Source organism: Qipengyuania polymorpha (assembly GCF_019711435.1).
Lineage (GTDB): Bacteria > Pseudomonadota > Alphaproteobacteria > Sphingomonadales > Sphingomonadaceae > Qipengyuania > Qipengyuania polymorpha.
In genome coordinates this window covers 484,272-506,459 of the sequence record NZ_JAIGNK010000001.1, presented here as the reverse complement: position 1 = coordinate 506,459, position 22,188 = coordinate 484,272, and the positions used below count along the sequence as shown (strand labels likewise).

Here is a 22,188-nt window from a genome sequence, read left to right as displayed (position 1 = left end):
GGCGCGTCCAATTACTCAACCGGCGGCAGGGCAAAGCTTTCCTGCCCTTTCGCAAACGCGGCCTTGTAGGTTACGAGTTTAGCTGGCGGCAAGGCGATAAGCTGGGGCGTCTGGGTATAGAGCACCGCCGCCTCGACTTCGCGCCCCGGGTAGATGGCCTGCAAGGCAGCGACATAGGCCGCCATCTGGCGCAAGGTGCTGTCGGGAATGCCATCCAGCGATGTCGGCGGGCGGCGCGCGGTCTTGAAATCGACCACGGTCACCTTTTCGGGTGTGACCAGCAGGCGGTCGGCCGTGCCCATGACGACCTGTCCCTCTACCGTGGCGGCGAGCGGGATTTCGGCGAGCGCTTGCGCACCGAATATGTCGGCGAAACCCGGCTCGGCGAGAACCGCCAGCGCGCGGGCGAGCATTTCGTCACGGTCTTCCTGCGGCAGGTCCGGGGCCTGCTGCGCGAGCCAGGCCTTTGCGCGCTCCTCCCGGGCACCCTCCACCACATCGGGCAGGCGTTCGAGCAGCGCATGGATCAGGACACCGCGACGCGAAGCGCCTGCGGCGACTTCGGGCGGCAGAGGCGGGTCGCTGCCCTCGACCTCGCCCAGCCCCGAGGGCGCGAGCGGACGCGGCGGGCGCGGCTCGGGGCCGACGGGCTGCTTCGCCCAATCGGGTAGGTCGATGGCGGGCGCGAGTTCGGACTTGCCCGAGAAGGGCACGGCAGGGGCGCACTCGCCCACCTCCCAGCGCGCGCCCCAGATGGGGTCTTCGAGCGCCTCGTCCGCATCGAACAGCGCCGCGAGCCGCGCATACCAGCTATCCTCGTGCGGGCCGTTCTTGGCATCGCGCGGACCCAGCGAGCCGCCGACGAACAGCGCCTCTTCCGCGCGGGTCATGGCGACATAGAGCAGCCGCCAATGCTCCTGCATCGAGCGGACGGCGTTGATGTCTTCCACCGCGCGGACCGGGCCGACCTTCTCGTCCTTGGTCAGCGCGGGCAGCGGCACGATATTGCTTTCCTCCGCGCCGAGCGGCGTTTCCTCCAGCGTGAGTTCGCCCGAGGCATCGGGGCGGATGGCGGCATCGGCAAGGATGACGATGGGTGCCTGCAAACCTTTCGAGCCATGCACGGTCATCACGCGGACCTGGTCCCCGCCCTCGCCCGCTTCGCGCTTCAGTTCGCCATCGCCTGCATCGAACCAGCGGATGAAGCCCTGCAGGCTGGCCACATGCGCGCTGGCATAGGCGTTGGCGGCGTTGAGCAGTTCGTCGACGGGGTCGTTCGCTTCGCGCCCCAATCGCGCAACCAGCTTGCGCCGTCCGTCCATCGGGCCGACGAGTATCCAGTGGAGCAATTGCTGCGGGCTATCGTAATCGGCGCGGCGCAGGATTTCGCGCAAGGTGTGGACGGTCGCGGCGACCTTGGGCTGGTCCGATTTGCGCAAGTGCTCCCACAGGCGGATGCCCTTCTCGCGGTAGCCGAAGACGAGCAAATCGTCCTGGCTCCAGCCGATGAGCGGCGAGACGAGCAGGTTTGCCAGCGTGAGGTCGTCCAGCGGCTGCGCTGCGAAGCGGATGGCGGCCATGAGGTCCTTCACCGCCAGCGGATTGCCGAGGCGCAGCCGGTCGACACCCGCCACAGGCACGCCATGCGCATAGAGCCGCGCCACGATGAGCGAGGCGAGTTCGCGCCGTTTCTGGACCAGCACCATGATGTCGCCAGCCGTGGCGCGGCGGGGCTTGTCGCCCTTCACCAGTGTGAAGCCGTCGCCCGTGGGGTCGAGCCATTCCGCGGCCTGCCTTGCAATGCGGTCGGCCAGCAGCCGGTCGTGGCGGGCGAGCCAGCCCTTCTCCTCGTCCGCGTCATCGCCGCCTTCGGTGATGCGGATTTCCTTCCACAGCGTGACGAGGCCGGGTGCGTCGGCGCCCTTGTGCGGCGGGGACGGTTCCTCAAGGCCGAAGCCTTGGTAGCCGATGCCCTCCATCGCGCGGTCGACGAAGGCGAGCACGGTCTGATTGGTGCGGTAGCTGCGGCCGAGGTCGTATTCCTCCAGCCGCCCGGCATTGGCATTGGCGCGCGCCTCTGCGGCGGCCCTGGCGGCGCGGTCCATCTTGTCGCGGAAATAGTCGCGCGCCTCGCGGAAGTTTTCCGGGCTGGTGCCCTGGAAACCGAAGATGGCCTGCTTGTAATCGCCCACGGTGAAGATGGTGCGGACGGCATGGCCGCGCGCGCCCAGCCCGTCGAAATAATCGTCGGTGAGCGCCTTCACGATAGCCCACTGCGCCTTGTTCGTATCCTGCGCCTCGTCGACGAGGATGTGGTCGAAGCTGCGGTCGAGCTTGTAGCGTATCCAGTCGGCCATCTGGCTGGAGGACAGCAGCCGCGCGGCGCGGTGGATGAGGTCGTCAAAATCGACGAGGCCTTCGCGCGCCTTGGCCTCTTCCCAGCGCCTGGCGAAAGCGCGGCCCGCTTCGAGCTGCGGGGCGAGGAACGCGGCGAGGTCGAGGAGCGCGGCGCGTTCGGCCACGGCGCGCACCGCCTCGGCGATTATGCCCTGCTTGTTTGCGAAATCCGGGTCGTTCTTCTCCGCGCCCTTCATCACGCGGGGGTCGCCGTCCTTCTTCAGCAAGCTGTCGAAGAAACCGTCGAGGTTTTCGAACCGGGTCGCGGTATCGGCGGCCAGCCAAGCGGGCACGAAGTCGCGGACCTTGTCGGCACCTTGCGATTTCCACCCGTCCATCGCCTGCAGCGCACCGCGAAGCGTATCGATGGGGAAGTTCTCGTCCGAACACGCCTCCGCTACCCACCCCTCGCCTGCATCGACCGGAATGCCGAGAAGTCGGTGCACAGGGTCGCGCAGGGCGTGTTGCCAGCCGGGCTGGTCCCACAATTCCTTGTGGCGGGCGCAGCGCATCAGCCAGCCGAGCACCGCGTCCGGCCCCTTGCGGCGGCTCATCTCGGCTACCGCCTCGCGGATGTGCGGGTCGCCTTCCGATAGGAGCTCGGACAGGACGTCGCGGCTCAGCAGGTCGCGGTCGCGGTCCTCCATCGGCTGGCTGCCGGGAAGCACGCCCGCCTCGCTCGGGAAGGCGGCGAGGAGGTACTGCGCGAAGGCGTGGATGGTATCGATGCGCAGGCCGCCGCCCGGGCAGTCGAGCACGCGGGCGAAAAGCGAGCGCGCGCGGGCCTGCGTGTCGGGGTCGATGGGCGCGCCGAGATGTCCCAGCTCCTGCGCAAGCTTGGCCGAATCCATCCGCACCCAACGCGCGAGCACCGCATTGACGCGCACCGCCATCTCCGCCGCGCCCGCCTTGGTGAAAGTGAGGCAGAGGATTTGCGACGGATCGGCACCCGGCTGGAGCAACAGCCGCAGCACACGCGCCGAGAGCACCTGCGTCTTGCCCGTTCCGGCGCTGGCCGAAAGCCACACGCTCTCCAGCGGATTGACGCTGTCGGCCTGCGCGTCCTTCAACGGATAGACCTTGCCGCTCATGCCGCGTCCCCCTCATCCGCCTGGCGCGGGAGCCATTCCTCCAGACGCATCAGCTGGTCGTATGTGTCATAGGCCGGGTAATTCGGATTCTCGCGTGCGGTGAATGGCGCATCGCCCTTGATGTATTTGCCGATGGCCTCGCCCAGTTTCTCACGAGTGGTGGGAAGAAAGTCTTCGGGCAGCAGGCCCTGCTGCCGGTCCGTCAGTTTGAGCGGCACCGCGACATAGCCGAAACCATGCGGGTTATCGTCCTTGGCGCGGCCCAGCGACCAGTATTCGTAAGCGCCCGGCTCGCCCGCCAGCCCCTCGAAGCCACCTTGCTCTGCAATCAGCCCGAGAATGCCGAGCTGGAGCGCGAAACCCTGCTCGACCATGGCCTTGGAAGGCGGCTTGCCGGTCTTGTAGTCGATGATGCCCAGAGTGTCGTCGGCAAACCGGTCGATCCGGTCGGCGCGGCCGTGGACGAAGACGTCGTCGAAATGCATCGAACCCTTGGCCTCGACCGCCACCACCTCGCGGTCGCCATAGCCTGACACGGTCTCCTCGATCCATTCGAGCGCCTTTTGCAAGCGCGGCTGCCACAGCCCGCGGATGAGCGGGTCGGCGTTTTCCTCGTCCAGCACCTGCTCCATGATCGGGGCGATACGCGCAGACGGGTCGTCCTTCCTCGCCTTGTGCCAGCGTTCGAGGATTTCATGCGCCACATTGCCCTGCCACAGCGGGTTGGGGTCGGCGTCGAGCGCGTCGAGATCGGACAAGCCCATGATTTTCTGCGCAAAGAACTGGTAGGGATCGCCCAGCAGCCGGTCGAGCGCGGTGGCCGAGATGTCGACGTCGCGCTGCTTGGCAGAGGGTTTCGGCATAGGGCGCGGATATTCGGGTGCGGCCTCGGAGCGGGTCATGGCGCGGGCGAGTGCGATGGTCTGGTGGTCCTCGTAGCGCGGCAGGAGTTCGCCGAGCAGCGCCTGCATCCGCAGCAGGAACCGGCTGGGAATGGCCGGGCCGCCCTCGTCGCGCGCGCTGCGGCTGAGAACGACTTCGGGAGCGCCGAGCGCCCCGGCGAGGTCATGGGCGGAAAGGCCGATGCGGAAATCGCCGCCCGGCACGCCCAGCGCGCGCAGAACCGGCGGCGCGAGCAGCGCGTCGACGCTCCCGCGCGCAGGCCACACGCCTTCGTTGAGACCCGCACAAATGACGAGGTCCGCGCGGTTCATGCGCGCTTCGAGGAGGCCGAGCACCTGCACCCGCGCATGGCCGCCATAGGGCGGGCGCACCGCGCGCTCTTCCATCGCATCGGCGAGCACCTGCGCCACATCTCGCGGGGCGACGGTGAAGCCAGCCTCGCGGGCGTGGAGGCGGAATTCCTCGACGAACCCTGCCAGCGTGCGCCCGTCTTCCTGTGCCCACAATTTCTCGCCGCACAGCGCCTCGGCCGAGGCTGCGAGCGTGTCGATGAGTTCCGCAAGCTCGGCGGGACTGTCGCGGTCGATTTCGACCAGCGGGAGCAGCTGCGCCTCGGCAATGCCCCACCATTCAGCCATTTCAGGGCGTTTTTTCGCCAGTTTGCCAATCTCGCCGCGCGCCGGTTCGAGACCCGGAGCCAAGCGCGGCCCGCGCAGTTCGCGCTCCAGCCGTCGCAGACGCCTCAGCCAGACGCCGCGCTCCATCCCGCCATCGACCAGCGGGTGGCCGAGCAGCGCCATCAGCGGCACTGCCCTCGCCCCTTCGGCCATCACCTCGGCGGCGAGCAGGAACGCCCGCCCCGCAGCGGTCTGCGACAGCGGACGACCGGCGGAATCGTCGGCGACGATGTTCCAGCGTTCGAGGTGATGCACCACGCGCCGTGCCAGCGGGCGATCGGGCGTGACCACCGCCACGCGCCGTTCTGGCTCGGCCAGCGCCTCGCGCACCAGCAGCGCGATGGCCTGCGCCTCTTCCTCGGGATTGGCGGCCTCCATGATCCGCACTCCCGACAGGCGGCGCTTTTCGGGCGGGAGGTCGACCCAGACCTTGCTCGCTTCGGGCGGGAGGAAGAGCGCGGAAATCGCATGGCTGCGCTCGGGCGGAGCGGCAGTCATGCCCTTGCGGTGCCACGGCTGCACTTCGCCGCGCGCCACGCCCATGCGGTTCAGCAGCAGCTTCAGATGATATTGCGGATGCGTCACGGCATCGTCGCGCGCGAAAGCCGTGTCCTGCGGCGTCGGGGCAGCGCCTGCGCGGCCCAGTTCCTCCCACACCGCATCATCCATTGTGAGGTCGAAATCGGGCAGGATTACCGCGCCTTGCGGCAGTTCGCTTACAACGCGCAGCAACCTGGCGAGCGCGGGCGCGGCGCTGGTGACACCGGCTGCGACGATGGGCGTTGCGGGCGGATTCGCTTTCCACGCGGCGCTGGCCTTGTCGAACAACCGGTTGCGGCGCGCGGCGGCATCGAGCACGCCATTCTCGCCCAGCCACGCCAGCCATTTCACCTGCACATTGGCGAAAAGGCGGATGCTGTCCTGCCAGTGCGCCGAGAGATCGGGAAAGACCCCGACCACCTCATCCTTGAGCAATTGCTCCGGCCCGATATCCTCGACCAGCAGCCGGTCCATGGTCGCGCCTGTTTCGCGGGCGAGGCGCAGCAAGGTCGCACCCTTGGGCGCGTCATCACCCATCTCCTCGGCAATCAGCCGGGCGAGCGCGAACATGCGGCGCTGCGGATCAATGGCGGGCCTGATTTCGCTCGCCCCCAGCGGGTCGAGCAGCGGTCCGAGCGCCTCGTCGAGGTCGAGGTCGCCCACCACCGCCATGCGCGGCATCAGCAGGCCTGCGCGGCCCTCTTCCCCCGCATGGCGGATGAAGGCCTCGGAAACGGTGCGCCGGGCACGCGCGCTCGGCAGCAGCAGCGTCAGCCGTGCCAGCCCCAGTTCGCCGTCCGAATAGCGCGGCACCAGCCCCGCGACGAGCGCGTCGGCAAAGCCCCGGTGCGCGGCGATGGAATAGACTTGCGGCCCGCCTCTTGCGTCAGCCACCCGTCAACGCCTCCTCGGTCGGGCGGATGTGCTGCGGCGTGCCGACTTCGTACCACATGCCGGTAAAGGCGACGCCGAACAGGCGGTCTTCCTCGATGGCGCGGTCCCAGAGGATGTTGGTCGAAAACTTGCCTTCCGGCGCCTCGCGCAGCAGGCGGTGCGAGACCAGCTGGATGCCGGTGTAGATGAAGGGCGCGATACGGTCGGGCTTCTTGCGCGCCAGCCGTCCGCCTGCGTCCATGTAGAAATCGCCCGTCCCGTCGAAATTGCGCGCGCGGGCGTGGGTGACGAGCAGCAGCAGCGCGTCCATCCGCTCAGGGTCCCAGGCGTGCGACAGGTCGACAAAGGCGTTGCGCGGCCCGTCGAGCCAGATGCTGTCGGCATTGCAGGCGAAAAAGGGGTCGGGCAGCAGGCCCGCCGCATTCGCCTTGACCATGCCGCCGCCGGTTTCGAGCAATTCCTCGCGCTCGTCGGAAAAGGTGATGGCAGGCGCCTTGCGCGGGCCGATATGCGCCTCGATGCTTTCGGCGAGGTAGTGGACATTGACCACCGCCTTTTCCACGCCGGCATCCTCCAGCCGGTCAAGCGCGCGATCGATAAGCGGCTTGCCCGCGACACGCACCATGGGCTTGGGCATGGTGGCGGTGAGCGGGCGCATGCGCTTGCCCAGCCCTGCTGCCATCAGCATGGCGGTGTCGGAAACCAGTTCAGCCATTCATCACTCCGTTCGTGTCGAGCGCAGTCGAGACACTGAGGCTTGGCGCGAAACTGCTGTCTCTCGACTTCGCTCGAGACGAACGGTGGGAGTCCATCAGGATATCTCCCCTCCATGCGCGGCGCGCAATTCCTGCGGGATATTGGCCTCGAACCATGCAGCGACGGGCGCCATGGCCTCATGCGCGAGGTCGCGCTCCATCGCCTTCCACACGCGCGGTATCATGCCGAGGTAACGCGGCTTGCCGTCGCGCTTGTAGAGGCGGGTGAAGATGCCGACGATCTTCGCATTGCGCTGCGCACCCAGCCGGGCGTAATCGGCCTCGAAATGCTCGCCCGGCTGCGCGGCAGCGCGATAGCGGCAGAGCATGTCGTGTTCGAGCTGCTCCGACACATCGCGGCGCGCGTCCTGCAGCAGGCTGACGAGGTCGTAAGCCGGATGGCCGACCAGCGCGTCTTGGAAATCGATAAGGCCCTGCTCGCCCGCCAGCTTGCCCTCTTCGAGCAGCATGATGTTCTCGGCATGGTAATCGCGCAGCACGGTCACGCCGGGGTTCTGGCGCAGGAGCATGGGGGCGAGCGCCTCTTCCCATGCGGCAGTCCAGCCCGCCTCGTCGACTTCGAGGCCGGCGGCGGGGCAATACCATTCGGTGAAGAGCGCCGCCTCGCGCTGGTAGACGGCCATGTCGTATGGCTCGAACGGGCCGGCGGGCAGCTGGTGCAACTGGACCAGCGCGTCGATGGCCTTTGCGTAGATGTCGTGCTCGTCGCCCGGATGGTCGTCGAGCCACTCCTTCATGCGCGTGTCGCCGAAATCCTCGGTCAGCACCCAGCCCTCGGCGGCGTCCTCGCGATAGATTTCGGGGCCGCGCATGCCATTGGCATTCAGCCATTCGGCGACGTGGAGGAAGGGCTTGGGGTCCTCGTGCGGGGGCGGCGCGTGCATCAGCATGGCGCTTTGCCCGCCGCGGCGGATGCGGAAATAGCGGCGGAAGCTGGCATCGCCCACCAGCGGGGCGATTTCGGCCCCTTCCCAGCGGGTTGCGCCGAGGAAGGCCTGGATGTCTTCGAGAATGTCGTCGCTCATGGCATGCGGCTTTGCCAAGCCTCCCCGCCTTTCACAATGGCCCTGCGCCCATCGCCCACCATTTCCAGCGTAATCGAGAGGCAGCCCGCCTCATGGGCAAAGCCGCCCGCGTGGTCGGGCCACTCGGCAAGCAGGGCCGCGCCCTCGCGGTAATCGTCGAGGCCGATTTCATCTGCCTCGGACGGATGCTCCAGCCGGTAGAAATCGGCATGGACCAGCGGCACGCGCAAATGCTCGTACATTTCCACGATGGTGAAGGTCGGCGACGGCACCTCGCCCTCGTGTCCCAGCGCGGCGATGATGGCGCGCGAGAGCGTGGTCTTGCCCGCACCAAGCCCGCCAGTCAGCGCCACCACATCGCCCGGCTCCAGCCGCTCTGCAATGCGCTTGCCGAAAGCCTCCATGGCCGCGAGGTCGGGCAGCTCTTCGGTCACGGCAGCGTGATGGTCGCCGTGGTGCCGGCGTTCTTGCGCGTCTGGAATTCGAGCGTGCCGCCATGCGCCTCCACCAGCTGGCGGGCGAGCGGGATGCCGAGGCCGTGGCGGCGCTCGATACCCTTGCCGTCCTTGCTCATGCGGATGCCCTCAAGCGCGCGGGCGAGTTCATGCTGGCTCATGCCCTCGCCATTGTCCGATATCGCGATGCGGTTGAGCCCGCGCCGCTTGGCGATGTCGATGAGTATGCGCCCGCCGCGCGGAGTGTGGGTGACGGCGTTGTCGAGCAATTGCCCGATGGCGCGCTGCAATTGCTGCGGGTCGGCCTCGACCACCTTGTTGGCATTGCCCTTGAGGTCGAGTGTGAGGCCCGCCCCGAGAATGGCCTCCTCGCGCTTCCTGACAATCTGCTCGATGAAGGGCAGCAGTTCGACCTTGGTCTTGCGCAGCGGCATGAGCCCCGCCTCGGACTGCGAGAGGTCGAGCACGTTCTCGACCTGCTCGGTCAGCTTGCCGACCGACATGGTGATGGCCTGCACATATTCCTTGGCCTGCGGCGTAAGGTCGCCCGCAATCCCCTGGCTGAGAAGTTCGGCAAAGCCGCCAATGGATGTCAGCGGGGTGCGGAATTCGTAGGACATGTTGGCGAGGAAACGGGTCATCACCGCGTCCGCCTCTTCCAGCGCACGATTGCGTTCGCGCAGAGCCTGCTCGGCCTGCTGCGAGGCGGTGACGTCGAGTACGGTGAGCAGTCCGTTGCCGTCGGGCAGCGGCACGCCGGCATAGGTCAGCGTGCGCCCGTCGGCGAGTTCGATACGCCCGTCGCGCGGCTTGCGGTCCAGCGTGGCGGCGCGGATGGTCTGGCCGATTTGCGAGATCTCGCGCGGGTCCTGCAACTGCTTGGCGATTTCCTCGAGCAAGGTCTCCGCTTGCGGGTGGCCATCGAGCACCTCGCTCTCCAGCCCCCAGGCCAGCGGGAAGCCGCGGTTCCACAGTTCGAGATGCCCGTCGGGCGCGAAGACCGCGAGCGCTTCGAACAGGCTGTCGAATGTCGCCGTGCGGGTGCGCAGCAACGTGTCGCGCGTAGCCGAGAGGGCGAGCTGTTCGGTCCGGTCCTCGGCGATGAGCACGAGGCCGCCATCGGGGAGCGGCTGCGAGACGAGGCGCAAGTGCGTGCTGTCAGGAAGCGGCCACTGGTGCTCTTCGGGCTCGTCCCTCAGGAACCACTCGCCCAGTTCCTTGCGCCATGCGGGGAAGTCGCGGACCTCGGGAATCTTGCCGTTCTCGCGGGCAATCATCAGCATCTGCTCGAAACGGATACGCTCGCTCACCACGCCGGGAGGGAGCGCGAACACGCGGTGGAAGGGCTGGTTGGCGAAGGTCATCCGCTGGCCGGAATCGAACTGCGCCACGCCGATGGAAAGCTGGTCGAGCATCGAGCGCTGCGCTTCTCGGAAGGCCCGGAATTCGCGCGCCTGCTCCTCCATTTCCTCGATATCGACCGCGTATCCGGCGATGCCCTCTCCCACCAGCGGCAGGTCGGTCACGCGCACAGTGCGGCGGGCGTTGTTGATGGTGGCGGACAGGATGCGCTCGATGGGCTGGCGGCGGTCGGAGGCCTGCTGCGCGACCTGTTGCGCGCTGCGCCCGCCGACGGTCTCGACGAGCTCGATCTGTTCGGCGACCACCTGGTCAGCGCTCTGCGCCCCGACCGCTTCGACATAGGCCTTGTTGACCAGCCGCAGCTGCATGTCCGCGCCGCGAAACCACATCGGCATGGGCGCGGCCTCGATCAGCCCGACCAGCGCGCCGAAATCGTCCTTCGCACGCGCTGCCTCTTCGCCGAGGCGGGCGAGTTCGTCTTCGGTTTCGGTAAAGTCGAAGACCCAGATCAGCGCCGCACCGCTGGGCGAAACAGCCGGGTCCGCCAGTGCGCCGCGAAGGGCCAGCGATTTCTTCGAGCCGGGCGGGCGCAGCGCCATCCTGAACGGCTTTGCGCTCTTCTGCGTGCGTCGGACGTGAGAAGAAAGTCGCTCGACCTGTTCTTCCGACAGCCCCAGACCGTCGCGCCCCGCGAGTTCGGAAAGATATTCGGGGACCTTGTCGAGCCCGATCCAGCGCGCAAAGCGGTCGGGTGCCTCGATCCGGCCATCGACGCGCACCAGCAGCGGGATGGCGGGCCCTTCCTCGACCATGCGCGAAAGGCGGCGGGCGACCTTGCGGTGCGCCTGCGCCGCCTGCGTCTCGCGGCTGGCTTTCAGCATGAGGACCATCGCGCCGCCCGTCCACAGCGCGAACAACACGCAGACGATGACCAGGAGTACGGGCGAGATTTCCATTACCTGCCAGCTATTAGGCTCGCGGGAAGGATGCAACCGGAATGCTGAGGCGGCTGCCCGAATGGGGAGCCGCTCCGCATCGATTACTTAGTAGCGGTAGTGTTCCGGCTTGAACGGACCTTCGACCGGCACGCCGATGTAGTCGGCCTGTCCCTGCGACAGCTTGGTCAGCTTCACGCCGAGCTTGTCGAGGTGCAGCGCGGCGACCTTTTCGTCGAGCTTCTTGGGCAGGACGTAGACGTCGTTCTCGTAATCGTCGGTGTTCTTCCAGAGTTCGATCTGCGCCAGCACCTGGTTGGTGAAGGAACAGCTCATCACGAAGCTGGGATGGCCGGTGGCGCAGGCGAGGTTCACCAGGCGGCCCTTGGCCAGCACGATGATTTCCTTGCCGTCGGGGAACTTCACGAGGTCGGTGCCGGGCTTCAGTTCGGTCCACTCGTAATTGTCGAGCGCCGAGATCTGGATCTCGCTGTCGAAGTGGCCGATGTTGGCGACGATCGCCATCGGCTTCATCGCCTTCATGTGCTCGGCGGTGATGACGTCTTCATTGCCGGTGGTGGTGACGAAGATGTCGGCGCGCGTCACCGCTTCTTCCATGGTCACGACCTCATAACCTTCCATCGCCGCCTGCAGTGCGCAGATCGGGTCGATTTCGGTGACGAGGACGCGTGCACCGCCGTTGCGAAGCGACTGCGCCGAGCCCTTGCCGACATCGCCATAGCCCGCAACACAGGCGACCTTGCCCGAAAGCATGACGTCGGTGGCGCGGCGGATGGCGTCGACCAGCGACTCGCGGCAGCCATAAAGGTTGTCGAACTTCGACTTGGTCACGCTGTCGTTCACATTGATTGCAGGGAACGGAAGCTTGCCCGCCTTGGCGAGGTGATAGAGGCGATGAACGCCCGTGGTGGTCTCTTCCGAAACGCCCTTGATCGCCTTCACCGACTTGGTGAGGTAGCCCGGCTTGCGCTTGAGGAATTCCTTCAGCGCGCGCTGCATCTCGATTTCTTCGGCGTTCTGCGGCTCGGGCATTTCCTCGCCCGCCTCGATGCGTGCACCCCACAGGGCGAACATGGTGGCATCGCCGCCATCGTCGAGGATAAGGTTGGCGGTGAGGTCTTCATCGCTTTCGGTCGACCAGTCGAAGATGCGGCCGACATAGTCCCAGTAGTCGGCGAGGCTCTCGCCCTTCACGGCGAAGACGGGGATGTCCTGCGCCGCGATGGCGGCAGCGGCGTGGTCCTGCGTCGAGAAGATGTTGCAGGTCGCCCAGCGGACTTCGGCGCCCAGCGCGACGAGCGTTTCGATGAGGACCGCGGTCTGGATCGTCATGTGGAGCGAGCCGACGATGCGCGCGCCCTTCAGCGGCTGCGCATCGCCATATTCCTCGCGCGTGGCCATCAGGCCGGGCATTTCGGTTTCGGCGATGCGGATTTCCTCGCGGCCATAGTCGGCGAGGGCAATGTCCTTGATGACGTAATCGTTGAACTGGGCCACGTGCGGTCCTTTGCAATCTCTCAAGAAAAAAGGTGCCGCGCATGACAAAGGGGCGGCACCATGATGGCGCCGCCCCTAGCCCTTCGTCGGTTGGAGGGCAAGCTAGCCCCTCGCCCCTCCTTCCGCGATCCCGAAAGGCCTTAGCGCTTCGCCCAGCGTCCCCCGCTGCGCGGCGCCGGTCCGAGCAATTCGTCAGCGGCTTGCGCGAGAATTGCCGGATCCTTCGACTTGGCGAGATCCGAAGTGATTTCCTTCAGCTCTGCACAGCCGAGCCACGGGTGGCCCTGGCCGTACTGGTTGGCCATGCCGACGCTGATACGGTCGAGAGCGCGGGTGGCGCCCTTCTTGCCGTGGCGTGCAACGAGGCCTGCTTCGAGGCGACGTGCCGCGCCATTGAGCGAGGCCAGGTGGTTGGCCGAAAACTTGCGGTACTGCGGCTGGAAATCGTCCGCGCCCATGCGGCAGCGAAGCGAGGTGACCATGAGCATGATGTCGAGCTTGCGGACCTGCTCGTCCTGGCTTGCCGCGCTTGCGGTGGTCGGCGTCATCATAAGGGCAGCGGCCGTTGCGGCGGCTGCAATCGTCTTCTTAAGCATGTCCCATATACTCCCGTCTGACAGGCGTCCCGTGCCTGTTGAGGAGAGTGTGGGTGCAAAGGTTTTACGAAGATTTAAACCCGCGCGGTAAACCGCAGTTAACCATCCAGCGCCCTTGCATGCACGGCCCGTCTCACTAGATGCGGAGTGTGGACCTAAAGACACAGGAGTTTTAACTTATGACAATCGCTGTAGGCGACCGCCTTCCCGACGTGAAACTGGTCAAGGCTACCGCCGAAGGCCCCGAGCAGGTCCAGTCCGCGGATTACTTCGCCGGCAAGACCGTGGCGCTGTTCGCGGTCCCGGGTGCCTTCACCCCGACCTGCTCTGCCAAGCACCTGCCCGGCTTTGTCGAAAAGGCCGATGAGCTGAAATCGAAGGGTGTCGATGAAATCGTCGCGACCTCGGTCAACGACGCCTTTGTCATGGGCGCATGGAAGCAGAGCGCCGGCAGCGACGACATCACGATGCTGGCCGACGGCAATGGCGAGTTTGCCAAGGCAGCGGGTCTCGATGCAGACTTCACCGGTTTCGGCATGGGCCACCGCAGCCAGCGCTATTCGATGCTGGTCGAAGACGGCGTGGTGAAGCAGCTCAATGTCGAGGCACCGGGCGATTTCTCGGTCTCGAGCGCGGAGCACATGCTCGGCCAGATGTAAGGCCCCCTCCCTCCCGATTGAGGACAAATTCGCGCCCCGCCTTGCCATGCCGCACGGCGGGGCGCAGTCTTTTTCGCCTTTGGGAGGAAATTGCGATGGCGAGCGAGAGCGAGGAGCGGAACACTTTCGGCATGCTGCTGGGCTGGCGCGCAGACCCGGCGGGCGAGAAAATCGCGCTGCTCATGCAAAGCACGAACAAGGTCGTGGAGAGCGACGACGACGTGCGCGAGTTCCGTTACTTCCTGACCAAGCAGCAGGCGGTGCAGCTGGGCAATTTCCTTTATGGCGTGGCGGGAGAAACGCCGCCCGAACCAAGAAAGCGCGGCTTGCTGGGAAAGTGGCTGGGCTGATGCGAGCCCGCATGTTCCGGATGCTGCGCGATCTGGCGCTGTTCAGTCTGGCGCTCGTCCTTATCAGCGTCGCAGCGACATTAGTCCATTGCAGCTTCGGGTGGAGCGGCCGCAACATCTCTGCACAATTCCTCGACATGGTTTGCCCGATGGATGAGCCGCGTGTGATTTCCGAAACCCACGTCGTCCTTGCTCTCGTTAACCGCCTGACCATGCCCGCCCTCGTGGGAGGTTTCCTCCTTCTGGCGAGCGCGATGATGGCTGTGCTCTTCCACTTCGCCTTCCCGAAGGAGCGCGAGGCACCGCAATATCGCTGGCCGGGCAAGTCGACACCGAAACCGCAGAAGCCCGACCATGGCGGACGTCCGGAATGGTGAGATGCTTCCGCGTGTTTATGTCTTCGAGAACAGCACCACTGTCGAAACCCGGTGAGAATGAAACACGTCACCTCAATGCGGGACGCTCAGACGCGACTGCTTTCCAGGAATAGTGGTGTCCAGCTTGTTGCCAGCTATTTGGTGGGTAAACGGTCGTTGACGTTTATACTTGTTTGGCCATTGTGGAGGGATGCTGAATTGGCTCAAACAAGTTCATGCTCGACGGAAAACGCGTAGGGCTTTTCGGACAGCGAAAGGCATGGCTGAAGACGGGCAGCCTGTTGAGAACATAATCCTGCATCTCAAGAATGAAGGATTTTCGCAGGGGCTCACAAGCGTTACGCTTCAAAAAATCGCCGTAGCCGAGCCAAGCGATTGCAAACGTGCAGTTATCGAAAGCGAGCATTGGCGGGCAAACCGCAATGCCAATCGTTCTCTACAGAATGCGCTGGATAAGTCGCTTGACTGATTGCTTCCGCAATCGGGTCTTTCGCTGCCGGTCCGCTGATGGCACACCGCTAGCTCGGTAAAAGCATCGTCAGATGGGTGGAAAGCGGACAATCGCGACGCTAGGCGGGCTGCATGAAGACCGATTCTGATCGTTGGCAGGTGCTGGCTCAACATTTGGGCATTAGAACCATTGCACCGTTTGAATTGGAACTGTCGGACAGCATCTTCCGCTTTGCGGCCTTACTCCCCCAATTCGGCGCAACGAATGGGATGGTGGTAGATGCAGATTGGAGTTTGATTGCACCGCACCAATCTAGCCTCCTTGCAGCAGGTTACGGTTTTTCTTGTGTCCAACCGAGCGACCAACCGGACGACCTCGTAGCGGTTTGCGAGATACTGTCAGATTGGGGATGGACCTGCGCGTCACCTAAACCGGACTGGCTAAGAGCCTAAAGTCCGCAATCGGGTCGTTAGCGGACCGTCCGGTTCGAGCCACCGATAACGCCCCTCAGCCATACCCCATCAGGCTCAGCACTTCCTTGCGGCTGCGCTGGTCTTCGAGGAAGGTGCCCATCATGCGGCTGGTGACCATGCCGACGCCGGGGGTGCGCACGCCGCGAGCGGTCATGCAGGCGTGCTGCGCGTCGATGACGACGGCGACGCCCTGCGGCTGGAGATTGTCCCAGATACAGTCGGCGACTTCGGCCGTCAGACGCTCCTGCACCTGCAGGCGGCGGGCAAATCCGTGGAGCACGCGGGCGAGCTTGGAGATGCCGACCACGCGGTCGGTGGGCAGGTAGGCGATCGCCGCCTTGCCGATGATAGGCGCCATATGGTGTTCGCAGTGCGACTGGAACGGGATATCCTTCAGGAGCACGATCTCGTTATAGCCGCCCACTTCCTCGAACACGCGGCTGAGGTGAACCGAGGGGTCCTCGGTATAGCCGAGGCAGTATTCTTTCCACGCGCGCGCGACGCGCGCGGGCGTATCGAGCAGGCCTTCACGCGTCGGATCGTCGCCGGTCCATTCGATCAGCGTGCGAATCGCGTCCTGCACATGTTCGGGTACGGGGGGCTTGCCGACAGGGTTGTCTTCGTCGGGTCCGACCAGGCTGCTCACGTGCCGTTTTTCCTTCTGAACTTTTCGCGCATGCGGTGGAGCCGGCTTCCCTTGCGGAAAAGGCCGCCTTTTGCAAACGGCTCGAACATGTCGTCGGGATGTTCGGGGTCGAGCAGGCCGCTCTGGGCGAGCTTTTCTTCGGCGTCGTTGAGCTCGGGCGGGTGATAACGCAGCAGGTTCCGCCCGTTTTCGCTGATCGAATGGTCGATCATCGCCGCCATCGAACCGTGGCGCGCAATCTGCTTGCCGATTTCGTCTTCATCGAGCCCGCAATGCTCCGCCAGCAGCGAATGGCGAATGGCCCTGATCGCGTCGCCGACATGCGCGTTGGCGGGCCGGGTCTTGTCGATGAAGACATCGCATTCGCTGTCGAGACCCATCGAGCGGTTGTTCATATTGGCCGAGCCGATCCGCAGGATCTCGTCGTCGACAATAATGATCTTGGCGTGGACATAAATCGGCGTCGTGCCCGTGAAGGGCGTCCAGATGCTGAAGCGGCCCTTGTGATCGGCCTGCTCGATCGCGGTGACGAGCTCGGCGCGCGCATGGTCCATCGCCTGCTGTTCGAGCCAGCCGTCGGCATTGCAGGGATGGACGATCACGATTTCGGGCGGGTTTTCCTCTTCCAGCCGCGAAATGATCGCCTCGGCAATCGCGCGCGAGGCGAAATACTGGCTCTCGGCATAGATGAAGTGCTTCGCGCCCGCGATATGCTCCAGATAGAGCTGCTTGATCTCGTCGACCTCGTCCCAGTCGCGGTGCGCGGCGCGGGTGCGGGCAATGCCGACTTCGACATTCTCGAACTGCGCCTCGAGCGCGTCCGGCCAGGGCGAACCGGGGCTCTCCTCATAGGAGGGCAGCGGCGGACCCCCGGCACGGGTCCAGCGATCCTCGCCCAGTTCCTCGAGCGCCTTGGCCGCATCGCCCTCGAGCATCATCGTGGCATCGTGCCAGGGATCGTAGGAGCGCCCGTTGGGCGTCTTGCGCTTGTCGCACTCTTCGGGATGCTCGCGCGTGTCCCAGCGCTTGTCGGTCATGTCGATACCGCCGCACACCCCCACCTTGCCGTCGAGCACGGCGATCTTCTGGTGGTGGCTGCAGCCGACCGGATGCGCCGTGTCGAACTTGAAATTGATCCGGCTGTGGCGGACCCAGCGGGCCAGGTCCCACAGCATCGTCACCCGCGTCGGCATGGTGAAGACGCTGAAATTCCACTTCAGGATGCGGATATCGAGCTGCCTGCGGTTGCGCGCGAGCCAGGCGATGAAACTGCCGAGCCGACGGGGATAGCCGCGTTTCCACGGTCGCTGCCACCAGCGCCGCCCGCGCTCGAGATGGATGCGCGTATCGAAGTCCCAGCCGATCAGCAGCAGGCGACGACGCGTGCCAAGCATCGCCGTCTGCATGAAGGCGAAGTAATCCGCCGCATCGATGATGACGCTCGCCCGGCTGACGTTTTCATAGCGCCACACACCCGGCTCGACGCCCGGCTCCAACTGCGAGGTGCAGTTGGGGTCTTCTTCCTGGGTTTCGTCCATGCCCCTCCCCCCGCGCCTATTCCTTGGCGTCCTCTTTCTTTTCCGGGGTAATTTCGGCTTCGGCCTTCTCTTCCTGCTTCCGGCGTTCGAAGACAGAGCGCATATGCTCCATGTCCTCCTCCGTGAGGTGCTTGGCGAATTCCGGGAAGTGGTCTTCCTCTTCTTCGTCGATGTGATGGCGATAATCGTGGTCGAAGGTCTTGAACTTGGTCAACCAGCCGCCTTCGGACATGTCGGTTGCCGCAAGGTCGTTCAAGGCTTCCTCGATTTCGTGGTGCTCGGCGACCGAATGGCGCGTATCCCCCGTGGTCGGCGGCTTGCGCAGCATGGTCGAGTAGAGCGCCTGTTCTTCGGCAGCGGCGTGCGATTTGAGTTCCCTGGTCAGCTCCTCGAACAGCGCCTCGCGTTTCTCGCTTTCACCGCTGGTCTCGAGCAGCTTGTCGAGAAGTTCGCGGTGCTTGTCGTGGTCCTTCTTGAGGCGGTCGAAAATCTCTTTGCTGTCGGCCATGCGGGTAAATCTCCTTTTGTCTTTGAGAACAGGCAGGAGCGGGTGCGGTTCCGCATGGCTTGAAGAGAGAGCAGCGCGCCCGCATATCCCACGCTATGATCCATGACCGCACGGGCCCGACACGCGAGCAAATGCAGCAGCTGGCAGAGAGTGTCCTCGCCACCCTGCCCGAACAATTCCGCGTCCAGATGGACGAGATTGTCATGCAGGTGGAGGATTTCGCGACGCCCGAGCAGCTCGCCTCGGTCGAGCTCACGGACAAATGGGAGCTGACCGGCCTCTACGAAGGCGAAGCGCTACCCGACCGCTCGGTCTGGCAGAGCCACCGCATGCCCGCGCGCATCTGGCTGTTCCGCGAACCGCTCATCGCCGAATGGCGCGAGACCGGCGTGCGGATGGACGACCTCGTGCGCCACGTGGTGATCCACGAGGCGGGCCATCATTTCGGTTTCAGCGACGATGACATGCACGCGCTGGAGGATGACGCGGACTAGCCGCCCTGCGCACCTTCCTTGCGCTCGGGCACGCTCAGCCTGCTGACGAGGCCGGGCCGTGCGAGGCAGGCCCAGAACGAGCCGGCGGGCCTCGACGGCGCTTGCGGAAGCTCAGCCTGCATGGCGCCCCTCCTTCACCACGAAAAGTGCGACGCCCGGCTTTGCCGTTGCGCGCGGTGCTTGCGACCTGTTGTTCATTATAAGCCCCTTCCCGCCTGCCACCGGCCAAGTCCCCACGAGGCCACTTCGCGACAGGCGCTAGGGGAAAGTTAACCATGCGCCGATTCGTTGCAAGGGCGGGAATCGGGAGAATTCCTGAATTCGACTGGCGAAATCCGGATTCAGTGCAACGTGTTGCATGATGGTGTCACGCTGGCGGGGGACTCGGGGATTGGGGTGCCAGGAAGGATTGGCCGCCGCCGCTTTGCGGCTCTGGCCGTCTCCGCCGCTGCGCGGCTCCGACTCCGAACCGTTCGAACCTTCATACCGCCCCACCAAAAAAGCCCACGACCCCGATTTGGGGTCATGGGCTTTTCTGGCGCGCCAGGAAGGATTGTCCTCGCCCTGTGGGTTCGGTCATCTTCGCACCTGCGGTGCTTCGATTCCGAATTCCGAACCTTCCATACGGCAAAACCATTAAAGGCCACCCCTCTTGCGAGGGATGGCCTTTAATGGCGCGCCAGGAAGGATTCGAACCTCCGACCGCCTGATTCGTAGTCAGGTACTCTATCCAGCTGAGCTACTGGCGCGTTGGAGGGCGGCACATAGGCAGGCGCTCCAAGCTTGGCAACACCTAATCGGGCATTTTTTCAAACAAAGTGGCTGCCAGGGCGATATCGAGCGGTGGCTTGTCCAGTTCGCCGGCCTCCCGGACCGTGAACCAGCCGACTGCCCCACCCTCCAATGCCTGCGGTTCGCCCTGCCATTCGCGGCAAGTGTAAAGGAGTATGACAATAGGTGCCGGGCGCGCGCCAGCGGGTTCCTGCGCGAATCCGGCAGGCTCGAGAAAACGCGAATCGATGACGATCCCGAGCTCCTCGCGAATCTCGCGTACGAGTGCCGATGGCGGATTTTCGCCAGTTTCCACCTTGCCGCCGGGGAATTCCCACAGGCCGCCATGATGTTTTTCGTCGGGCCTTCTGTGCATCAGCCAGCGACCGTCCTCCCCCTGTAGCGCAAGCGCGACCACGGGTGTCCATGTCGGATTATTTTCCAAGCCTGCTCATCCTCGAAACCCTTTCTTAAGAACTTGGGGCCTACCTCTTAGGTGTCAGCTACGAATTGACAGTGGGGGCAAACCAAGTGGTCAAATTTCTGAAGACAATACGGAAAGACGACCGGGGAGCGACCGCTGTCGAATACGGGCTGATCATCGCTTTGATTTTTCTCGCGATGATTGGGGGTGTCCAGACCTTCGGCGAACGCGCAATCGAGATGTGGGACTACGTCAGTGCGCGCATGGCCGCAGCAGGAAACAACTAAGCGAGAAATATTGCCGACGACGTTAGCAAATTGTCAACCAGTCGGCGTCAAAACGAGGATAGCTCAAGCCGTTAGGACGCGGTGAGAGTCGGGTACCGAAGACTGAACCAGGAGACGTTACATGAAGTTCATCAACAAGCTGCGCAACAACGAAGAAGGCGCAACCGCAATCGAATACGGCCTGATCGCTGCTCTGATCGCTGTCGCTGCCATCACCGCAATGGGCGCCCTCGGCAACCAGCTGAGCTCGACCTTCGACAACGTTGCAACCGAAATGGGCGCAGCCGAAACCGAGCCTGCTGCTTAATCAGCGCAAGCTACGGCAAAAGATTGGGCGGCGAGGGAAACCTCGCCGCCTTTTCTTTTACGCGCATGGATTACGCGCAGGAAAAACCCCGCCCGCCACTATGGCAGGCGGGGTTTCATTGTTTCAGGCCTTAGCGCCCGCGTTTCAGGCCTTAGCGCCCGCGAACGACGATCTTGACCTTCTGTCCTGCGCGGACCGTTTCGCTAGAGGAGAGGCCGTTGAGGACGCGGAAGCGTTCTTCCTGCGCGCTGGGATAGGCCATGCGGCTGGCAAGCGAGGCGACCGTGTCGCCGCTGCCGACCGTAATCACGTCGAGCTTGCGCGGAACGACGTTGTCGGCCTCCTGCTGCGAGATCCGGCGCACCGACTGGTACATCGAGTTGAACGTGCCCGACTGCCCCGCCGGGGTGATGGCGAGGAAGTGATAGGCGCGGTCGTTGGCGAACTCATAGGCGTAGACCGTCACATCGACCGCGCTGTTGCCCTGCGGCACGCGCGCCACGCCGTAAGCCGCCTGCAGTCCGTTGACGGTGGTCGTGCGGATGCTGGCGGGACGAATCTGTTGCTGCTGGCTGAGCGCGGCGAACACGTTGTTCACATAGGTCTGCAAATTGCCGTTGTAGGGCCCGGTGGTGAACTGGGCCTTCCCGCTCTGGCCGTTGATGGTGACGGCGCGCGTGCCGTTGACCATGTAGAAGCCCTGCGGCGTGCGGAAGGCAAGGCGCAGGTCGGGATGGATGAACTGGTTGCCCTCGACGAGGCCCTGCGCCGGGTCGTCACCATAAGTCAGACCGTCGATTCGCGTGAGGAAGGTGTCGCGATTCGTCACGCCGGTCATACCCTGCGCACGGCTGAGCGCGGCCTGCACGCGGCTGGCCGGGTCCGGGTGGGTCGATGCCCATTCGGGCAGTGTCGCATTGTCACGTCCCTGGAGGCGTGCGTCGAGCGCGTTCTGCGCGGCGAGGCTGGCGAGCACGGTGGCCATGGCACGCGGGTCGTAGCCCGCGGAATTGAGGTACTCGATGCCCTTCACATCGGCTTCGAGTTCCTGGCTGCGCGAGAATTTCAGCGTCAGCATCTGCGAGCCCTGCAGCGCGGCCTGGCCAAGCTGCTGGCCGAGCGGATTGCTGCCGAGCAGCACGCTCGACAGGATGGCAGCACCGACACCGAGAAGCTGGTTCGTCTGCGCTGCCTGCTGGCGGCGCTGCGAATGGCGCAGCGCGACGTGGGCGACTTCATGGCCGAGCACGCCGGCGAGTTCCGCCTCGTTGTTCATCAACGTAACGAGCTGGCGGGTCGTGTAGATATAGCCGCCGGGAATGGCGAAAGCGTTGTTCACCGGGCTGTTGACGAGGCTGACGGTGAAGCTGCTCTGCGCATTGCCGAGGCCCGACTGGACCGCGATGTTCTTGCCGACACCTTCGACATATTGCGCCTGCGGGCCGGTCATCGCGCCGCCGAATTCGGCGAGCAGCTGCGGGTGTGCTTCTGCGCCCAGTTCGGCTTCGCTCTGCGTAATCGGTGTGGAGGCATCGGGAATCGGGCCACCCAGCGCACAGCCGCCCAGCGCAAGTGCGAGGGCTGCGGTCGATGAGATGGCGAGTGTTCTGGTCTTGGACATGGGAGTCTCCCCTTGGATAGGCGCGCGTGACTTCCCACCAGCGCACGGCCCCGGTTGTTTACCTTTGCCAGAACAAGGGGATGGGGCGGTTAGTTCCCGCCCCTCAAAGACTT

General features: G+C 64.8%; 22 protein-coding genes and 1 tRNA gene. 8 read left to right on the top strand and 15 right to left on the bottom strand.

Translation table 11 applies throughout. From position 1 onward, the window contains the following. Window positions 1–11 precede the first annotated feature (11 nt). The 8 genes from addA to K3152_RS02470 all read right to left on the bottom strand — a co-directional run bounded on the left by addA (window position 12) and on the right by K3152_RS02470 (window position 13,169). Window positions 12–3,488, bottom strand: a complete 3,477-nt coding sequence (addA, locus tag K3152_RS02505) for a double-strand break repair helicase AddA (protein ID WP_221572455.1) — start codon at window positions 3,486–3,488, stop codon at window positions 12–14. Beyond that, window positions 3,485–6,502, bottom strand: coding sequence for a double-strand break repair protein AddB (addB, locus tag K3152_RS02500; RefSeq protein ID WP_221572454.1), 3,018 nt, complete (start codon window positions 6,500–6,502; stop codon window positions 3,485–3,487). The genes addA and addB overlap by 4 nt, the downstream gene beginning before the upstream one ends. After that, window positions 6,495–7,217, bottom strand: coding sequence for a nucleotidyltransferase family protein (locus K3152_RS02495; protein ID WP_221572453.1), 723 nt, complete (start codon window positions 7,215–7,217; stop codon window positions 6,495–6,497). The genes addB and K3152_RS02495 overlap by 8 nt, the downstream gene beginning before the upstream one ends. 96 nt (window positions 7,218–7,313) lie before the next feature. Further along, window positions 7,314–8,303 carry an aminoglycoside phosphotransferase family protein gene (locus K3152_RS02490; protein ID WP_221572452.1) on the bottom strand — a complete coding sequence of 330 codons (990 nt, stop codon included), beginning with the start codon at window positions 8,301–8,303 and terminating at the stop codon, window positions 7,314–7,316. Beyond that, on the bottom strand, window positions 8,300–8,737 hold the full coding sequence (tsaE, locus tag K3152_RS02485) for a tRNA (adenosine(37)-N6)-threonylcarbamoyltransferase complex ATPase subunit type 1 TsaE (RefSeq protein ID WP_221572451.1): 438 nt from the start codon (window positions 8,735–8,737) through the stop codon (window positions 8,300–8,302). Before tsaE ends, K3152_RS02490 begins: the two co-directional genes overlap by 4 nt. Beyond that, window positions 8,734–11,076 (bottom strand): sensor histidine kinase, encoded by a 2,343-nt coding sequence (locus K3152_RS02480; protein ID WP_221572450.1) that lies wholly within the window; start codon window positions 11,074–11,076, stop codon window positions 8,734–8,736. Before K3152_RS02480 ends, tsaE begins: the two co-directional genes overlap by 4 nt. An 87-nt stretch (window positions 11,077–11,163) precedes the next feature. Beyond that, window positions 11,164–12,573 (bottom strand): adenosylhomocysteinase, encoded by a 1,410-nt coding sequence (gene ahcY / locus K3152_RS02475; protein WP_221572449.1) that lies wholly within the window; start codon window positions 12,571–12,573, stop codon window positions 11,164–11,166. Window positions 12,574–12,713: 140 nt separating this feature from the next. After that, window positions 12,714–13,169 carry an S-adenosyl-L-homocysteine hydrolase gene (locus K3152_RS02470; RefSeq protein WP_221572448.1) on the bottom strand — a complete coding sequence of 152 codons (456 nt, stop codon included), beginning with the start codon at window positions 13,167–13,169 and terminating at the stop codon, window positions 12,714–12,716. 179 nt (window positions 13,170–13,348) lie between these two features. Between K3152_RS02470 and K3152_RS02465 the strand changes: the two genes are divergently transcribed. From K3152_RS02465 to K3152_RS02445, 5 genes are all read left to right on the top strand, one after another. Further along, window positions 13,349–13,828 carry a peroxiredoxin gene (locus tag K3152_RS02465; RefSeq protein ID WP_221572447.1) on the top strand — a complete coding sequence of 160 codons (480 nt, stop codon included), beginning with the start codon at window positions 13,349–13,351 and terminating at the stop codon, window positions 13,826–13,828. A gap of 95 nt (window positions 13,829–13,923) precedes the next feature. Continuing rightward, window positions 13,924–14,178 (top strand): hypothetical protein, encoded by a 255-nt coding sequence (locus tag K3152_RS02460; RefSeq protein ID WP_221572446.1) that lies wholly within the window; start codon window positions 13,924–13,926, stop codon window positions 14,176–14,178. Next, on the top strand, window positions 14,178–14,555 hold the full coding sequence (locus K3152_RS02455; RefSeq protein ID WP_221572445.1) for a hypothetical protein: 378 nt from the start codon (window positions 14,178–14,180) through the stop codon (window positions 14,553–14,555). Before K3152_RS02460 ends, K3152_RS02455 begins: the two co-directional genes overlap by 1 nt. Before the next feature lie 259 nt (window positions 14,556–14,814). Then, on the top strand, window positions 14,815–15,024 hold the full coding sequence (locus K3152_RS02450) for a hypothetical protein (RefSeq protein WP_221572444.1): 210 nt from the start codon (window positions 14,815–14,817) through the stop codon (window positions 15,022–15,024). Window positions 15,025–15,137: 113 nt separating this feature from the next. Then, on the top strand, window positions 15,138–15,458 hold the full coding sequence (locus tag K3152_RS02445; protein ID WP_221572443.1) for a hypothetical protein: 321 nt from the start codon (window positions 15,138–15,140) through the stop codon (window positions 15,456–15,458). Window positions 15,459–15,513: 55 nt separating this feature from the next. Here the strand turns inward: K3152_RS02445 and folE are convergent, their stop codons facing one another. The 3 genes from folE to K3152_RS02430 are packed head-to-tail and all read right to left on the bottom strand — an operon-like array spanning window position 15,514 to window position 18,171. Further along, a complete protein-coding gene (gene folE / locus K3152_RS02440; RefSeq protein WP_221572442.1) occupies window positions 15,514–16,125 on the bottom strand; it encodes a GTP cyclohydrolase I FolE in 612 nt (203 codons plus the stop codon). Next, window positions 16,122–17,663 (bottom strand): phospholipase D-like domain-containing protein, encoded by a 1,542-nt coding sequence (locus K3152_RS02435; RefSeq protein WP_221572441.1) that lies wholly within the window; start codon window positions 17,661–17,663, stop codon window positions 16,122–16,124. The genes folE and K3152_RS02435 overlap by 4 nt, the downstream gene beginning before the upstream one ends. A gap of 16 nt (window positions 17,664–17,679) precedes the next feature. Next, window positions 17,680–18,171, bottom strand: coding sequence for a hemerythrin domain-containing protein (locus K3152_RS02430; protein ID WP_221572440.1), 492 nt, complete (start codon window positions 18,169–18,171; stop codon window positions 17,680–17,682). Window positions 18,172–18,302: 131 nt separating this feature from the next. Here K3152_RS02430 and K3152_RS02425 point away from each other — a divergent pair, with 131 nt between their 5' ends. Then, entirely contained in the window at window positions 18,303–18,665 is a 363-nt protein-coding gene (locus K3152_RS02425; protein ID WP_247713116.1) for a metallopeptidase family protein, read from the top strand. Here K3152_RS02425 and K3152_RS14250 read toward each other — a convergent pair. The 3 genes from K3152_RS14250 to K3152_RS02415 all read right to left on the bottom strand — a co-directional run bounded on the left by K3152_RS14250 (window position 18,662) and on the right by K3152_RS02415 (window position 19,854). Further along, on the bottom strand, window positions 18,662–18,787 hold the full coding sequence (locus K3152_RS14250; RefSeq protein WP_282098331.1) for a hypothetical protein: 126 nt from the start codon (window positions 18,785–18,787) through the stop codon (window positions 18,662–18,664). The two genes, K3152_RS02425 and K3152_RS14250, sit on opposite strands and share 4 nt — an antisense overlap. Window positions 18,788–19,337: 550 nt before the next feature. Then, window positions 19,338–19,414 (bottom strand) — tRNA-Arg (locus K3152_RS02420). Between the two features lie 44 nt (window positions 19,415–19,458). Next, window positions 19,459–19,854, bottom strand: coding sequence for a (deoxy)nucleoside triphosphate pyrophosphohydrolase (locus K3152_RS02415; RefSeq protein ID WP_345719750.1), 396 nt, complete (start codon window positions 19,852–19,854; stop codon window positions 19,459–19,461). Window positions 19,855–19,967: 113 nt separating this feature from the next. Here K3152_RS02415 and K3152_RS02410 point away from each other — a divergent pair, with 113 nt between their 5' ends. Both K3152_RS02410 and K3152_RS02405 read left to right on the top strand, forming a co-directional pair. Continuing rightward, window positions 19,968–20,147: a Flp family type IVb pilin gene (locus K3152_RS02410; RefSeq protein ID WP_221572437.1), complete on the top strand. Its 180-nt coding sequence runs from the start codon at window positions 19,968–19,970 to the stop codon at window positions 20,145–20,147. Between the two features lie 121 nt (window positions 20,148–20,268). Then, entirely contained in the window at window positions 20,269–20,454 is a 186-nt protein-coding gene (locus K3152_RS02405) for a Flp family type IVb pilin (RefSeq protein ID WP_221572436.1), read from the top strand. A gap of 151 nt (window positions 20,455–20,605) precedes the next feature. On the opposite strand, the gene K3152_RS02400 is transcribed toward K3152_RS02405, so the two are convergent. Beyond that, window positions 20,606–22,075, bottom strand: coding sequence for a M48 family metalloprotease (locus tag K3152_RS02400; protein WP_221572435.1), 1,470 nt, complete (start codon window positions 22,073–22,075; stop codon window positions 20,606–20,608). Window positions 22,076–22,188 lie beyond the last annotated feature (113 nt).

Excerpts from the sequence above, each read along its gene's own strand:
- K3152_RS02460 (WP_221572446.1), top strand. The coding sequence starts at position 13,924 with ATGGCGAGCGAGAGCGAGGAGCGGAACACTTTCGGCATGCTGCTGGGC.
- K3152_RS02450 (WP_221572444.1), top strand. The coding sequence starts at position 14,815 with ATGGCTGAAGACGGGCAGCCTGTTGAGAACATAATCCTGCATCTCAAG.
- K3152_RS02480 (WP_221572450.1), bottom strand. The coding sequence starts at position 11,076 with ATGGAAATCTCGCCCGTACTCCTGGTCATCGTCTGCGTGTTGTTCGCG.
- K3152_RS02405 (WP_221572436.1), top strand. The coding sequence starts at position 20,269 with ATGAAGTTCATCAACAAGCTGCGCAACAACGAAGAAGGCGCAACCGCA.
- addA (WP_221572455.1), bottom strand. The coding sequence starts at position 3,488 with ATGAGCGGCAAGGTCTATCCGTTGAAGGACGCGCAGGCCGACAGCGTC.
- K3152_RS02470 (WP_221572448.1), bottom strand. The coding sequence starts at position 13,169 with ATGCTTAAGAAGACGATTGCAGCCGCCGCAACGGCCGCTGCCCTTATG.
- K3152_RS02445 (WP_221572443.1), top strand. The coding sequence starts at position 15,138 with ATGAAGACCGATTCTGATCGTTGGCAGGTGCTGGCTCAACATTTGGGC.
- K3152_RS02435 (WP_221572441.1), bottom strand. The coding sequence starts at position 17,663 with ATGGACGAAACCCAGGAAGAAGACCCCAACTGCACCTCGCAGTTGGAG.
- K3152_RS02430 (WP_221572440.1), bottom strand. The coding sequence starts at position 18,171 with ATGGCCGACAGCAAAGAGATTTTCGACCGCCTCAAGAAGGACCACGAC.
- K3152_RS02465 (WP_221572447.1), top strand. The coding sequence starts at position 13,349 with ATGACAATCGCTGTAGGCGACCGCCTTCCCGACGTGAAACTGGTCAAG.
- K3152_RS02490 (WP_221572452.1), bottom strand. The coding sequence starts at position 8,303 with ATGAGCGACGACATTCTCGAAGACATCCAGGCCTTCCTCGGCGCAACC.
- K3152_RS02495 (WP_221572453.1), bottom strand. The coding sequence starts at position 7,217 with ATGGCTGAACTGGTTTCCGACACCGCCATGCTGATGGCAGCAGGGCTG.
- K3152_RS02425 (WP_247713116.1), top strand. The coding sequence starts at position 18,303 with ATGCAGCAGCTGGCAGAGAGTGTCCTCGCCACCCTGCCCGAACAATTC.
- K3152_RS02455 (WP_221572445.1), top strand. The coding sequence starts at position 14,178 with ATGCGAGCCCGCATGTTCCGGATGCTGCGCGATCTGGCGCTGTTCAGT.
- K3152_RS14250 (WP_282098331.1), bottom strand. The coding sequence starts at position 18,787 with ATGCAGGCTGAGCTTCCGCAAGCGCCGTCGAGGCCCGCCGGCTCGTTC.
- K3152_RS02400 (WP_221572435.1), bottom strand. The coding sequence starts at position 22,075 with ATGTCCAAGACCAGAACACTCGCCATCTCATCGACCGCAGCCCTCGCA.